Annotated in this window: 10 protein-coding genes and 1 tRNA gene; 2 read left to right on the forward strand and 9 right to left on the reverse strand. The window is 59.5% G+C overall.

Translation table 11 applies throughout. From position 1 onward, the window contains the following. Window positions 1–485: 485 nt before the first annotated feature. Window positions 486–1,466: an AraC family transcriptional regulator gene (locus JQ553_RS27760; protein ID WP_212503235.1), complete on the forward strand. Its 981-nt coding sequence runs from the start codon at window positions 486–488 to the stop codon at window positions 1,464–1,466. A gap of 333 nt (window positions 1,467–1,799) precedes the next feature. Here the strand turns inward: JQ553_RS27760 and JQ553_RS27765 are convergent, their stop codons facing one another. The 9 genes from JQ553_RS27765 to JQ553_RS27805 form a co-directional block, all read right to left on the reverse strand. Further along, entirely contained in the window at window positions 1,800–3,410 is a 1,611-nt protein-coding gene (locus JQ553_RS27765; protein WP_249144626.1) for an MASE4 domain-containing protein, read from the reverse strand. A 462-nt stretch (window positions 3,411–3,872) separates the two neighbouring features. Then, the gene (locus JQ553_RS27770) at window positions 3,873–4,076 is read right to left on the reverse strand and encodes a hypothetical protein (protein WP_212503236.1); all 204 of its coding nucleotides are present in this window, start codon (window positions 4,074–4,076) and stop codon (window positions 3,873–3,875) included. Window positions 4,077–4,908: 832 nt separating this feature from the next. Continuing rightward, the gene (locus JQ553_RS27775) at window positions 4,909–6,702 is read right to left on the reverse strand and encodes an adenylate/guanylate cyclase domain-containing protein (protein ID WP_212503237.1); all 1,794 of its coding nucleotides are present in this window, start codon (window positions 6,700–6,702) and stop codon (window positions 4,909–4,911) included. A gap of 1,179 nt (window positions 6,703–7,881) precedes the next feature. After that, window positions 7,882–7,957 (reverse strand) — tRNA-Lys (locus JQ553_RS27780). A gap of 173 nt (window positions 7,958–8,130) precedes the next feature. Next, window positions 8,131–8,721: a Spy/CpxP family protein refolding chaperone gene (locus JQ553_RS27785; RefSeq protein ID WP_212503238.1), complete on the reverse strand. Its 591-nt coding sequence runs from the start codon at window positions 8,719–8,721 to the stop codon at window positions 8,131–8,133. A gap of 122 nt (window positions 8,722–8,843) precedes the next feature. Further along, window positions 8,844–10,127, reverse strand: coding sequence for a TRAP transporter large permease (locus tag JQ553_RS27790; RefSeq protein WP_212503239.1), 1,284 nt, complete (start codon window positions 10,125–10,127; stop codon window positions 8,844–8,846). Continuing rightward, the gene (locus JQ553_RS27795) at window positions 10,127–10,699 is read right to left on the reverse strand and encodes a TRAP transporter small permease (protein WP_212503441.1); all 573 of its coding nucleotides are present in this window, start codon (window positions 10,697–10,699) and stop codon (window positions 10,127–10,129) included. The genes JQ553_RS27790 and JQ553_RS27795 overlap by 1 nt, the downstream gene beginning before the upstream one ends. Before the next feature lie 192 nt (window positions 10,700–10,891). Beyond that, a complete protein-coding gene (locus tag JQ553_RS27800; RefSeq protein WP_212503240.1) occupies window positions 10,892–11,896 on the reverse strand; it encodes a TRAP transporter substrate-binding protein in 1,005 nt (334 codons plus the stop codon). 802 nt (window positions 11,897–12,698) lie between these two features. After that, on the reverse strand, window positions 12,699–12,863 hold the full coding sequence (locus JQ553_RS27805) for a hypothetical protein (protein ID WP_212503241.1): 165 nt from the start codon (window positions 12,861–12,863) through the stop codon (window positions 12,699–12,701). Window positions 12,864–14,194: 1,331 nt separating this feature from the next. Here JQ553_RS27805 and JQ553_RS27810 point away from each other — a divergent pair. Then, a complete protein-coding gene (locus JQ553_RS27810) occupies window positions 14,195–15,400 on the forward strand; it encodes a LanC-like protein (RefSeq protein ID WP_212503242.1) in 1,206 nt (401 codons plus the stop codon). Window positions 15,401–15,448 lie beyond the last annotated feature (48 nt).

The following is a 15,448-nucleotide window of genomic DNA, read 5'->3' on the forward strand; positions in this document are numbered from 1 at the left end:
AATCGTAACGGTCTTCGTGCCGATCAGGCCGGTGCCTCCGATCACGACGATCTTCATGGTCGCTCCTCCCTTGTCGACGACTGGAGACACTTCGCTGGGTTCGAATGCCGGTGAGGAAAACATCCGGGCCTCAACGCTCTGCCGGTAGGGATGCCGGAGGTGCCGCGAGTTTTCCGTGTGTGTTCTAGGCGTCCAGAATTACGCGGTCTTTCCTGAAGCAGCCGTGCTTTGCCTGATCCTGCTGCAAGAACTCCGAATGCGACATTTTGTGCCGGATTTTTGGTCAGGATCACTGAACGATGCACTTGTCGCGTTCGCATCCGGGCGTTGAAATCACTCTGAAAATCGTCTTGGCGCAGCGCACTTACAATAGCTGCTCATCGCGCCCCGAGCCTAGACCGCCGCTCGCCGATCCCGGATAATGCGTGGCGACCTCGCGGTGAGACGGGTGATTTGCCCTTCCAACCCGACGGATGGGCCCGCCCATGACAATGGTAATGTACGGACAGAAGCTCGGGCAGCCCTTGCATCTGAAGGACGCGCCCTCGCTGATCGCGCGCTCCCTGCGCAGCGCCGAACTCGCGGTTACCGAAACTCGGGATGACAACCCCGTGCCGGGTCTTTCCGGCTCGTTTCCTTCCGAGGATGCCTATCTCATCAGCGTCAAGATTCGCGATTACCCGGACTGCGAGTGCTGGGAACGCGGACGATGCGTCAACAAGAGCGATATCCGCGCCGGAGCGACATATCTGTATGACCTGAAGCGCGATCCCCGCTACGTGATCAACAAGCCATTCCACTCCGTCTTTTTCTATTTGCCGCGCTTCGCGCTCGACGACATCGCCAAGCAGACCGGTGCATCCCGCATTGGCGAACTTGCCTACGAGCCCGGCGTCGGCCACGATGACGCGGTCGTCCGTCATCTCGGTGCGTCCCTCCTGGAGGCGCTGCACCGGTCGGACGAGACCAATCAGCTTTTCATCGATCATATGATGCTCGCGCTCACTGCGCACGTCGCCCAAACCTATGGCAGCCTGCGGCGTATCACCGAACCGAGCCGCGGCGGTCTTGCGCCGTGGCAGACGAAGCGTGCCTGTGAAAGGCTCGAATCCGATCTCGGCGGAAGACTCCCGCTGGAGCAAATCGCGGCCGAGTTCGATCTCTCGGTCAGCCATTTCTCACGCGCGTTTCGAGCCTCCACCGGTCTGCCTCCACACCAATGGCTCCTGCAACAGCGCATAAGGGTGGCCAAGCAATTGATGACGGTCCGAGACCTGCCGTTGGTCGAGATCGCGATATCGGCCGGGTTTGCCAATCAAAGCCATTTTACGCGCGTGTTTTCGGGTCTTGTTGGCGTCAGTCCCGGAGTGTGGCGCCGCGAAGCGCTTGGCGCTTCGGAACGAGAGACGCAATCTAAGACAGCTCCGGATGCCGCGCCGGATCAGCGCTCTTCGCCAGTGAGATAGCGTAGGCGGCCGCGGCCAATGCTTGGCGGATCACCGGCTACTGTTTTCAGCGCGTCGACGATAGACGCCGGCGCGGTGGGGCTGCCGGGGAGCCGGGCCATGGCGGGATCTTGGGCTTGACACGGGAATGACCTGGCGAACCGGGTGCTCCGTTGGCCCCGAACGATTGAGCTACTTGCAGAGCGATTGCTGCTATCGCTGTTGGCGCAAACCGAAAACCCGGCGTGGCGCGCAGGTCTCAAAAGGGTGTTGGCCGTGCACAAACGCCAAGGCACGCGACGGCGACAGAAGAAATTATTCGTCCAGGACGACCTTAACCGGGTGGGTCATACATCACCGTGATGATGGACTGCCCGGATCTACAGGCACCGTAAAGTGAAAAATGGCGCCGCGGCCCTCGCCGGCAGTTGCCCATATCCGCCCTTCATGCGCTTCGATAATCGATCGGCAGATCGACAGCCCCATGCCCATGCCGTCGGCTTTGGTTGTGAACGCCGGGTTGAATATCCAATCGGTGGCGCCGGGCTCCAGGCCTTTCCCCGTGTCTTTCACCGACACCATCACGTATTTGGAGTGATCGACTTCAGACCGTATGGATAGCACCCGCTCCCCATCCTTCATGGCCATGGAATCAATTGCGTTCATCATCAGATTCACCAGAACTTGCTGGAGCTGTATCTGTTCGCCCATTATCCGCGGCAGCCGTTCATCAGGGTCGGCTTGGACTGCGATCCGATGTAGTTGCAGTCGGTCGCGAACGACGGCCAAGGCTCCCTGGATGACATCGTCGACATTAAGGGAAGTGCGGGTCTGTGCACGTACCTTGAAATTCGCCCGGACATTTTCGATCACGGCATCTGTACGGTGTACTGCGGTCACGATGCGCCGCAATGTATCCTTGGCACGATCGAGGTCGGGCTCGACACGATCAAGCCAATTCAATCCAGCGTTCGCACTGGCAAGGATCGTCGTCAATGGCTGCTTGATTTCGTGCGCAAGTGAAGCCGAGACCGTGTCGCCGGTCATCAGTCGTGCCTCGCGCTCGCGGCGATACGACAGGACTGCGCGAAGCAGTTGCGTGTAAAGCGTCGTTATCTCATACAACAGGACCGATAGCACCAGAATGCTGGACAGGAACCCGAAGATCCGGGCGGCAATCCAGCCAGCACTGAACCGGGCTGGACCGACAAACGCGCTCAGATAGATCTCAATTGCATACGCGCAAAGGGCCACCATCAGCCACAGATCGAGGACCGAGCGCCGGCGGATCATCCAGAGCAAAATGAGCGCAACCGCGTTCCACAGGATTAGACAACCGGCAAGATAATGCCAGAAGGTAGAAAAATGGACCCGATCGATTGCGATGGGGGGCAAATATGCATCACCCGCTATGACTAGAACTGTCACGGCGCACACGACGGCTACGGTTATCGCGACGCTCGAAAGGATGGTCGCGCCCACTGATCCCTCCCAAAATCGCTCGGGCGGATCCGCATCCTTCAAAAGGGCATATGCGATGGCGAATGTGGGAAAGCCGATGTACCGCAGAACGGAAAGCCAAGCCGTGCTCTGTAATCCCGCGCCCAGCAGGCCGCCTGGCGTGAACAGCCCCGGAAAGGTCAGCAGCCACGGAACGACCATGAGTCCTGCGAAGAGATACCCACTCGCCATCGCGACGAGGGCACGCGAACGTAGAAGGGACGACTGGTTGAACAGGAGGATCGCGGTGATCAGGTCGTTCACAAAGATCGCCGTGCCATAAGCCGGGACGAAGGCGTCGATCCGCCTCAACTGGAAAGTCGAGAGCGGGCCAGCCGTGATTGAGAACGCCGCCAGCGAGGCCAGCACGACACCAAGGGCAAGCCATTTCTGCACCCGGCCGGGCGGTAGGGTTGCAAGGGTGAGAGGCTGATCCTCTGGGACAGAGACGGCCGGTTGCATCATCGGAGCGACTCTTGGCAGTCACTGGACTGCAAGGCACGAAAGTTCAAACGGCTTCGCCATTCCCACGGTTCCTGCGACCGTGCGAGCGCCAGTGACGAACGCTCATGATTCGGGTTTTCCCGACTAAGCTGGGATAAGTATATTTGGTTTGAACGTGGATATCGACGTCTGGTCCGGGGGTCAAACTCGGAAGTCCGGAGGTGCAATGGAGAGGTCCGCTTTGTCACCCGCGTAAGCAGACATGGTCAGATCGGTTGATCAGGTCCGCTTCGTGAAGGTCGCCATCGAAGCCCGCGCGTTCGAGCAAGCTTGCTTTGAGGACTCACCAGGTCAACGCCGGTGGCCTGCATGAAGTAAGGGAGGCTGCCATGTGGGCAGCCTCTTTCTACCTTGATGCCATTCCACCCGCCGCCTGCTCACGTCATGGGGATTCATCCCAAAGTGGAGACGAGACGACAAGGCTCACGCCCACTCGGGCTCACGTGTGGGTTTCCGATCGAACTTGAACTTCCATTGTGCGGTCTCGGCGTTCGTGGCGCAGCGCTCGAGCCAGCGAGCCACGAGGAAATCAACCCGCGCGGCAAATCGCAGTCGAGCCGCTGCCAGCACAAGCCTCGCATCCAGGTTCTGATCGGATGTTCTCTTGACGTCTTTGCGGGCGTTCATCTTGCCCTCCTGCCGGTGCGGCGGAGGGAGCGACCCTGCGCCGAGACTTACACTCTTGCTTTACGGATCAGCCCCGCTTCGAGCTGAAGATTCGGACCCCGTGTCATCACGGACATGCACGACCAATCGGCCGGCCGAGTAAGCGGCCGGACGCGGGCAGCAGTCGCTGCGAAGCGTGTGCGTGCGTTGCGCATGACGGTCCTCAAGAGTGCAGGCAATTTCACCCGCGACGAGAGCCATGATCTAAGCGCAGAGAAAGTCTAGCGCGTCAAATGTTTTGCGTTCACGAGGTGCGGAATTGTTGCATACCAGCAATTTTCGATCGCGGCCGTGGCCGGCTGGGTTCAAAAATTTCAGGTTGTGGTCAATTGGCGGAAGTGGCGGTTTACTTCGCCATGTCCGGTCTGGCGACCGAGCAGGCACCTATCGAAGGGTCGGCATGCCGGCACAGCTTCGCTATCTTCGAAGCGATGGAGACATGAGAGCCGTTGCAGATCAACTGTTTAACGAATCCACCGCGGTCACGGCCGCCTAAGGCCAGGCTCGACGCCACGACGCAAATCACCTATTTCAAAGCCTGGAATACTAAGGCCGTGCACGTGCGCTCAAGGCGGCTATCGGTCAGCATCATGGACATGTCCGCTTCAGCGCTCGAAGGCGGACATCACGGACGTCATGTCCGCTCCGGGGTCAATTGCGTCACTTTTGGCCCGTTCGCCGGATGTCGGCTTATCCTCTGACAGCGGCGGAATAGCAGACATCCCCCAACGGCTGTTTGAGGCCATTAGCGGAAATCGCGCTTATTCGATCATCTCGTCAACAGGGGTGAGGGTCATTCGGGCAGCCCTGCTTGCCGCAATCCTTCTTCATATCGCGCGACGTCCTCAGCACGTCGATAAGGGCCAAGCATCTCCTTGAAATTGGAAAGGCACAGCGTGGGGTTCAGTTCGCGCAGCCGAGCCACCGCCTTGTGCGCTTGCTCCGGCCGCCCGGCCATTGCGTTGCTTGCAGCGGTGATACGTAATCCAGGTTGATAGTCCGGACTGCACTGCAATGCCATGGCCGCCCATGATGCCGCTTCGTCGTAGCGGTCCAGGAAGAAATGTGCATACGCGGTCCCGGCTCTCATTGCCATCAGCCACGGATCAAGTGGGCTCAGGCGCAGGGCACGCGCGAAGCGCTCGATCGCCGTTTCCGGCTCGCCGAGCCAGATTTGTACCCAGCCGCCGAAATTCCATGCCTCGGCCAAATTGGAATTAAGCGCAAGCGCGCGATCGACTAAGCCGGCGCCTACTCCGAGATCCCGAACAACAAACGCTAACGCATTCCCGCCAGCGGCGAGCGCGATCGCGTCATCCTTGCCCAACTCAACCGCCCGTTGGGTGAGCCGCTTCACTTCGGCAATCGCGTTCGCTGGATCTGAAATCCAGCCATTGATCTTGGCAATGACGTAGCAAAAGGCTGCACGACCGTAAGCGGAGGCAAATTCCGGGTCGAACTCGATCGCGCGGTTGAACAGGCGCAGTGCCTCTTCGTTCGCTTGCCGGTTACCAAATTGATGAAGCCGGGCCAGACCGCGCAAATAGAGGGCGTAGGCGTCGAGACTCTCGGTCGGCTTGCGCTTGGCGCGCTCGATCTCGGCTTTCACGACCGCAGGCGCGATCGCCCCGACGACGCTCTCAGTCACCTGGTCCTGAAGATCGAAGATGTCGCCGAGCCCGCCATCAAACCGATCGGCCCAAAGATGTGCTCCAGTAGCGGTATCGACCAGTTGTCCCGTGATGCGCACTCGGTTTGCCGCCTTGCGAACGCTCCCTTCCAACACGTAGCGCACCCCAAGCTCGCGCCCCACCTGCTTCACGTCGACGGCGGCCCCCTTGTAGGTGAAGCTGGAGTTTCGGGCGATGACAAATAGCGCCTTGAAACGGGACAGCGCCGTGATGATGTCCTCGGCCATTCCATCGGCAAAGTATTCCTGTTCCGGATCGCCGCTCATGTTTTGAAATGGGAGCACGGCGATGGACGGCTTGTCGGGGGGCGGAAGAACTTGCGGCTGGCTCACAGCCGAACCTGATTTTGCCGCGGACGGGATTTGACCAGGCAGTCGCACCCGCCACGCCGGCACAGGTTCAGCAATATTCTTGAGGGACTGATGTCCCATATCGTCCCAAGCAATCTCGACCTTGCCTCGGACCTGCCGATAGGCATCATCGGACATGCAGACCCCGCCAGGTTCGGCGATGCCTTCAAGGCGGGCAGCAATGTTTACGCCATCACCGAAGATGTCGTTATCGTCGAAAATGACGTCACCGACGTGAATGCCGATCCGGAAATCGATCCTCTGATCCGGCGCCACAGCATCATTCTGTTCGGCCATGCTGCGCTGGACTTCGACCGCACAGCGCACCGCGTCGACGGCGCTGACAAACTCGATCAGCATGCCGTCACCCGTCGTCTTGACGATGCGGCCTCGATGGGAGCCTATGGCGGGGTCAACGATGGCCTTCCTGACGGACTTTAGCCGGGCCAGCGTACCTTCTTCGTCATCTCCCATCAGCCGACTATATCCCGCGATGTCCGCCGCAAGAATAGCCGCCAGTCGCCGTTCCACGCGCTCTTCGCTCAAGACGCACCTCGGCTGGGAAATCAAGTGACTACTAGCACAAAAATATGCCGATGTCCGATTGCCCAATCTCCGAGTTGGGTCTTGGCTGTGTGAAAACGAAGACGCCAATCGCGAGGGAAGAAATCATTCGTCCGAGAACGTCTTGGCCGCTCAACGCGCAAGCGGATTCAACTTAGAGTTCGAGCTGAACTATATCACTCTTCGTCCGGTTTCGGTCTTTGAGTTCTTACACGGCCAGGGGTCAGTACCGGCAATCGGAGGTAGCCGCGCCTTCGTCGGAGAATTTCCGCAGCTAAGAAATGGATCGTCGCGGATGCAATCGGGGACATTGCAGATGCAAACCGAAGCCGTTTGCATATGACGGAATCAGCAAGACCTTAAGTTTCTGCGGCACGCGCGAAGCAATAATGTGAAGTTCCGCGTCACTCAATTCCTCAATGGGAGCGTCATGTCGATCGATAACCTGCGCGGGCTTTCCGTTTAGGCGATCGGCAAGTTCGCGCCGTCCTGGCGAACCAACCTAGACTAGCTTTCAGGAGGCATCTTCGTTGCCGCCCCGACGTTCGGCACACGATCTCCGCTCAAGCCGCAAATCCTGAGGTATGCCTTGCTTTCACCTCGGCCCATCACCGGGCGCGGCGGGTTCGTTTTCGAAACAGGCCCATTCTAGGAACTGTCTCCATATTGGCCGAACAGGCGATCGTAAAGTTAATGGCGACGTTTGCACAAAATCTAATTTGAGGTGAGCAGATCTGGGGCGCCCTGAGGTGCTTTGCCTGTCTTAGGACCTCTGGATTTCCGTCGAGGCACAGTCGCCTTCTCTCTGAATACTACACGGCGAATATGGGGCACCTCATCGTCTTTAGCTTCGAAGAAAAGACCGGTTTGCTCCGGCGCGTCCTCCCTACCGAGTGCTCTAGCTTATCCAGTCGTTTGCCTAACCGATGCAATTTCCCCGGGGCTTTGAGCCGTTGCTCAAATCTGTATACGTCCTCGTTCGGTACACCGGCCTTTTTGATGAAGGGGCTACACACGTTCGCAGCGAATTCTGCACGAAACATCTGAGAACTGAAGAGCGAGCGAACAGCTTAGGAACAAAGACCACAAACCGAGTCGCAAACCCGGGACAAGCGTTCTGCCGTCGTTCTCCACGAGTAGTCCCTAAGCTATTGAAAAGCTTGGTGGGCGCACCAGGGCTCGAACCTGGGACCCGCTGATTAAGAGTCAGCTGCTCTACCAACTGAGCTATGCGCCCGGAACCGGTCCGGAATTGACCCTCGCGAGAGGGCCGTCGTTTAGCAAAGCGACCCCCGGATGTCCAGCAAACTGCAACGACTTTTCCCGTCTTTCGGCAGCCTCCCGACGCGCCAAAGGCCGCCAAATCCCGGCGGCCTTTCCGAGGCTTAGACGGGCGGCGGCAAACCGCCGTCAGAGCCGGCCTGATCGCTCGCCGTCCGAACCGCCATCGCGGTCGTAACGGTCGTGGTCGTAGCCGCGGCCTGGCCCGCGGTCGTCTCGGTCCCCGCGCTCGAAGCGATGGCGGCGCCAGCCTTCGGCTCCGAAACGGTGCTCCATGCGGGTAAGCACCATCAGCCGCCGCTTCTGGTTGTCGTCGAGCGTCTTGTAGAGCGGATCGGCGGCATCGGCGATCTTCTTCAATGCGGCCGCACTCGCGGCCATGTTGTCGGCGCGCTCGCGCAGCCGCGTCACCGGATCATCGGGCTTCTGCGCGTCGTCCGAATCCCTGTCCCTGCCCGCGGCCATCCGTGCATTGGCGCGATCGATCCGCATCTTGGCGAAGTCGCGCACCGCGGCTTCCACCGGCGGCCACAGCTTCTCCTGATCCGCGGTCAGCTTCAGCCCCGCGTGGACGGCGGCGATGCGCGCGTCGAGGAAGGCCGCCCTGTCCTCAGGGCTCATCCGCATCTGTCCCTGAAACCAGGGACGATGCTGGGCATAGACCACGGTCGAACCGGCGATTGCGAGTGCCGCAACGCCGGCGAGCAGAGCTTTCTTCATGCGAACCTCCTTTGAAGGTTGCAAGAAGATGGGCCCCCTTGCCTGCCCCTTCAACTTACGGATTTGACAGGGAGCTTACCTTACCAAGATGTAATCCGCACTCGCCATCAGCCGGAAACATTCTAGATCATTCCCAACAGCCGCGGCAGCCACAGCGAAATCTCAGGCACGTACGTCACGAGGCCGAGGAACACCAGCATTGCGCACAACCATGGTAGCACGGAAATCGTGATCTCGCTGATGCCCATCTTGGCGATGCTGCTCGCGATGTAGAGATTGAGGCCAACCGGCGGGTGGCACAGTCCGACTTCAGTGTTCACGATCATCAGGATGCCGAGATGCACCGGATGGATGCCGATCTTGGTGGCGAGCGGAAACAGGATCGGCGCCATGATGAGTAGAATCGACGACGGATCCATCACATTGCCGGCGAGCAGCAGGATGACGTTGACGACCAGCAGGAACATCCAGACCGAGAAATTCTTGTCGATGATCCAGGCCGCCATTTCCTGCGGAATCTGCTCATGCGTCATCAGGAACGAGAACAGCACCGCATTGGTGATGATGTAGAGCAGCATCGAGCTCATGCTCGCGGCCTGCAGCAGCACCTTTGGCACTTCCGACAGCTTCAATTCCTTGTAGACGAACACCGTGATGAAGAAGGCGTAGGTTGCCGCCACCGCGGCCGCTTCGGTCGGCGTGAAGACGCCGCCATAGATGCCGCCGAGCACGATGCCGATCAGAAGCAGACCCCAGATGCTTTCGCGAAACGCCTTGAACTGCTGGCCAAGTGTAGCCCTCGGCATTTTCGGATAGCCGTTGCGCAGCGCCACGACGAAGGTCACCGCGGCCAGCATCAGCGCGAGCAGGATGCCCGGCACGATGCCGGCCATGAACAGCGCGCCGATGGAGGTGTTGGTGGAGACGCCGTAGAGTACGAGGATGATCGAGGGCGGCACCAGGATGCCGAGCGCGCCCGAGGTCGAAATCACGCCGACGCCGAAGCGACGGGGATAGCCGTGCTCGACCATCGCCGGCATCATGATCGAGCCGATCGCGACCACGGTCGCAACGCTCGAACCCGAGATCGCCGCAAACATCGCGCAAGCGGCGACGCCCGCCAGGCCCAGGCCGCCCGGCAGATGGCCGACCAGCGAGGTCGTGAATGCAATCATGCGTCGCGCGACGCCGCCGCGGGTCAGGAACGTGCCGGCGAGGATGAAGAACGGGATCGCCATGATGCCGAAATTGTCGAGGCCCGAAAACAGCTTCAACCCGACGCTCTCGATCGGCACCTGCGTCATCGTGAACAGGAACGTCAGCACGGTGAGACCGAGCGAAATCGAGATCGGCATGCCCGTGAGCATCAGGGCAAACAGCAGTCCGAAGATCAGGGCGGCGCTCATCACGCTTCTCCGAGCGCGATCGGCGCGGTCTTGCTGGTTTCCACGCCCTCGACATGGGAGGCGTCATGGTGCGGCAGCTCGTCGGTCCACCAATAATTCCAGCACACCTGGAGGAAGCGGAAGCACATCAGGTAGGAGCCGAGCGGAATGCAGGCATAGACGATCCAGCTCGGAATTTCCAAGTCCGGCGACACCTGGTCGGTGTGCATCAGCTCGTAGACGAATTTGGCGCCCATGGTGCCGACGATGGCGGTGAACAGCGCACCGCCCAGCAGACCGAACAGAATCGTGCGCTTGCGCCAATAATCGTTGAGACGGTTGATCAGCACGTCGACGCCGACATGGATGCCGGCGCGCACGCCATAGGCGGCGCCAAACTTCGCCATCCAGATGAACATGTAGATGCACAGTTCCTGCGACCAGGCGAGGTTGATGCCGAACAGGTACGGGTAGAGGAACGGAACGTCCACCAGGAAGCGATGCACGACGGTGACGAAGGTGAGCAGCGTCGCACCGCCCATCAGGCTCGCGATGATGATTTCCTCAAGTCTGTCCAGAATTCGTAGCAGCATTGATATCCCCGTCATGGCCGCCCCCGGCCAGAGCGATGTCTCCTTCTCCGTCCCACGCGGAGAAGACTGGGGCGAGGAGTTCTCTGCGCGCGCACGATGGCTGATGCGCTCGCGGAGATTCCCCTCACCCAGGTCACATTTTGATGTGAGCCGATCTTACCCCCGCACGCGGAGCGCGCGGGGTGCACCAGCCTAGTTCATCGGGCCGCGGCCCGTCTCCTTCAGGAACTCGTCGATCAGGGGCTGACCGACGCGCGAGGCGACGTCCTTGTAGACCGGCATCATTGCCTTGCGCATCGCCTCGTCCTGCTCCGGCGTCAGCGTGACGACCTCGGTCTTGCCGGCCTTCTTGATCTCGGCGAGCGCGTCGTCGTTCTCCTTCGCGGACTGGCCGTTGCCGTATTCGGTCGCTTCCTTCATCGCCTTGGAGAGCTGGTCGCGGATGTCGCCGGGCAGGCCGTCCCAGAACTTCTTGTTCACGATCACAACATAGCCGATATAGCCGTGGTTGGTGACGGTGGCGTATTTCTGCACCTCATGCATTTTCTGGGTGTAGATGTTCGACCAGGTGTTTTCCTGACCATCCACCACGCCGGTCTGCAGCGCCTGATAGACTTCCGAGAACGCCATCACCTGCGGGATCGCGCCAAGCGCGCGGAACTGGGCTTCCAGCACCTTCGACGACTGGATACGGAATTTCAGACCCTTGTAGTCGGTGGGCGCAACCAGCTTCTTGTTCGCGGTCATTTGCTTGAAGCCATTGTCCCAATAGGCGAGGCCGGTCATGCCCTTGGAGTCCAGGAGCTTGAGCAGCCTGGCGCCGAGCGGACCATCGGTCACCTTGCGCAGGGTCTTCAGGTCGGGGAGGATGTAGGGCAGATCGAAGACTTCGAATTCCTTGATGCCGATCGGGCCGAACTTCGAGTTCGATGGCGCCAGCATCTGCACGGCGCCGAGCTGCAGCGCCTCGAGCTCTTCCTTGTCCTTGTAGAGGGTCGAGTTCGGGTAGACCTCGACCTTCACCTTGCCATCCGTGTACTTCTCGGCAAGTTCCTTGAACTTGTCGGCCGCCTTGCCCTTCGGCGTGTCGGAAGCCACCACATGGCTGAACTTGATCACGATCGGCGACTGCGCCGACGCCGGCCCAACAAAAGTCAGCGCCGCAATCGATGCGGCCGCCAAAATTAACTTACGCATGTTTCCTCCTGCGTATTGCGGAGCACGGTTTACCGGCCCCGGGACTTGTATACCAGCGGCACCATTACCGAGAAGCCGTGCCGAAAGCCATTGCCCCTTTAGCAGGGTCCAATGCTGCATCAAGCAGGTTCTGGCGCGCATCCTTGCTGCACTGCAAAAAGCAACATGGCGGCATTCGCGGATGAAATGTCTAACAGCGATGAGGATGTGCGTACGCCTTCTCGCGGCACGATACGCCCGAGCTTTTCATCTCCGCCCTCATGAGGAATGAGGGCGCAGGGAAAGCCGGGTGCCGATCGCACCCATGGGCCCCGTGCAACAAAAAGCACGGGGGTAGGACCACAGGTGTAACCGGAAACAGCCCGGCTTTCCCTGCGCGATGGTTTTACGGCTTACTTCGCGCTCTCCTCGGTGAGACCGGGCTTTGTTGCCACCGTCGCCCCAGAGAAGCGTGAGCTTCTGAAGGACTTAACACCAGCCACTGGGGCGTCAGGACCACACGACTTAATGTTTAGCCTGTTTTTCAACCTGTTGAAAATGCGAAAAGCGCCCGAAAATTAAGGGCTTTTTCGATTTCTCCTCGACCCGCGAAAGGCTCGCCCAAACCCGCTGGGCCCCGATAGGCCCTAGTTTCACACCCTGTGCGCTGGTGCGGTCTAGGCGGTATCTGTAGCCCTACGCACCCGCCACGCGTTGTACGGCCGCGCGTTGCTTCGCCGTCGCGGGCGAGCAATGCATCGGTTCACATCGAGGAGGTTGCAGATCATTGGAGATGATTTGAGCTTTGATAAGTCGGGCCGCATCACTGCGGCAAATCCTTGCAGAGCTTGATCACGATCATGACCGTCGAACTGACTGCTACCACCACCGGGCAGATAAACGGCAACTCTTCCAGCAGGCTGACAAGGGCCGTCCGGACGCGGATAGTTCTCTTCACATGCGCAAAGCGCCAGCCTGCTACACCCATCGGAGAACTCCGTTGGCCCCCAGCAGCGGCAGTCTGATTTTTCACGCGAAGGGCGTGCCCTGGCTATAGCCAATTCGGGTGTTCCCCAGATCAAGGTGAAGGAACCCTTTCAGCCCCGTAGCCCTGCGCTCCCGGCGCGCTGTGCGGCCTTCCTGCGGGCTTGGTGCGGCTGCCGCTGATGCCTGCCGCTGGTGCGAACGTCGGCGCGCTCGACGCTGGCGCTGTCGCCGAAGCTCGTGAGCGCGTGACGCTGGCCGGACCGTCGTCGTGCGGCGGAAGCCTCGCTGCCTCAACGTCTTGCAGCCGCGCGAGCGTGCCTGCGTAGGGTCGGAAATAATGAGATTGGACGCGGTTTGCGGGGTGGAGGGACCGTCTTCTAGTTGTGCTTTCGCGAACAGTTCGCAACGCAAGCATCATAGTTTGGGCGGCAACGCCTTGAGGCCACACAAGCTTCGATCCTATCGTGTGCGCTTGGTGATCCGTGTCCCTTGCTGTCTCCGCCGCAGACCATAACGCACATATTCCAACTACTATTGCATCCTTCAAGGCATTTCTCTTGCTCCTGAAAGGATGCGACGGCCGTCGTCGGCAAAAAGGCTAGAACGGCTACGATCAGAAGTCTCTCCATCGGCTAAATACCTAACCTGCGGCCCAAGGAAGAGCCGTCGACGAATATTGGAATGCTACCTTCCGCGGAGCCCGCAAAGGGCGGCCTCCAGCTCGTCCAGCAAGACGTCCTGGCCCAGCAGAACGCCGTTCTCGGAGACCGGCGCGAATTCGCTGAGACTGTCAACGCCTGCATCGAGAAGAAGCTGGCAGAAGAATAAGGCCGCCTCAGGCCAGAGCTAAGCAAGCAGCTTGGCGCGCCGATGGATTATCGAGATCAGCGGCCACGCGCGCGGCTTGACAGCATCTGAGCGCCGGATAGTCGGCACGCCGACTAAAAGGCCGCCGCCTCAATGTCTTGCACGATTTGGGCAGGCCACGGTCAGATGCAGGATGATCGCAAGGTACTGTGGAGGTCAGAGAAAAGCGCGGGGACCGCGCGACGGCCCGTATCGAGAATATCTGCTGCGAGAAAATCCGTGGTTGCAGTTACAGGGAAGGCAACACGCGCGTTCTCATAAATCGAGAATGCAGTGCGTCCTACTCGATGTCCGCTTTGCCCGGATGACGACCGGATTTTGCCGCGCAGGGAAAGGTCGCGAAGGGTCACTTTCGGAAGTGTTGGCACATTGACGCGATACCATTTCAGCACGATGATTGGACATCAAGACGGGTTACCGGACGGTGCGAAGGGGCGGCAGCCGAGCATCTAAGGATATTCCCCGATGATCTACGAGGCAGCGCGTCACGAAGCCCTCAATGGGTCAAGTTGGAACGAAGCGACTTCGCGCGAATACATTCAACGCATTGCAGCCGACGCCAGCGCAACATTTTCTCGCCGCGACCTATGGCCAACACATCCGCTGGAGGAAGCCCGTCCGGGCACTCGCTTTTATAGTCTCTACGTTGGCGCGGGTGGTGTCGTGTGGGCGCTCAACCACCTGAGGCGTATCGGGGCCATTGTCGATCATCCCGATTTTCTGGAAGTAATACCTGAATTAAGGGAGGCCAACCGCGCCAAGATCGAATGCGGACGGTGGCGCAGCCACGGCGCTGACGGCCTTCTGATCGGTGACGCTGGACTGCTTCTAGTTGCGGGCCGTTTGGCGGGGCTGAACACCGTCGCAGATCAATTGGGAGCCGCTGTTGATAATACCAAGGACAATCCGGTGCGAGAATTCATGTTCGGGTCTCCTGGGACAGCAACCCTATCACTCGCGCTGTTTGAGGAAACTGGTGATGTCATTTGGGCGTCGCGGTTCCTTCGCGATGTCAGGCTTCTGTGGGATCGGCTTGAAGCTTGCGAGGGCGCGGATTGCCTGATCTGGGAGCAAAATCTTCAAGGACATAAGGCGACACATCTAGGCGCAGTTCACGGCTTCGCGGGAAATGCCTTTCCTGCGTTGCGCGGCCAACATCTCTTGCCCGAGAACGAGCAAAAACAGTGGCTGGATTGCATTGTTCGCACGCTGCGAGCGACGGCAGTCCGCGAGGGGGAGTTGATCAATTGGCCGCAATCAGTTGGCAAACATCGACCGGGCCGCACCGCAATGCTAATGCAGCACTGTCATGGTGCGCCTGGCATTGTGAACACCATGGCCACATTTCCGAGCTCAGCCATTGACGATCTCTTGACTGCGGCTGGCGAGACGATCTGGCAAGCCGGCCCGCTGAAAAAAGGTAGCTGTATTTGTCACGGCACGGCTGGAAACGGCTTTGCGTTTCTCAAATTATTCAAGCGCACCGGAAGCGAGATGTGGCTGGATCGTGCCCGACAGTTCGCGGCCCACGCAATACGCCAGTGTGAGGTAGCAAAGCAACAGTATGGTCAGTACCGCTATACGTTGTGGACCGGCGATCTAGGGCTTGCGATCTTCCTCTCAAAATGTATTGAAGGCGACGATCTTTTTCCAACCGAAGACTTCTTCTAGCCAACATCCAATTTCTGCTGTGGATCATTCGCGACCGGGTTGGCCAGC

The organism is Bradyrhizobium lablabi (genome assembly GCF_018131005.1).
In the GTDB taxonomy this organism is placed as follows: Bacteria; Pseudomonadota; Alphaproteobacteria; order Rhizobiales; family Xanthobacteraceae; genus Bradyrhizobium; species Bradyrhizobium lablabi_D.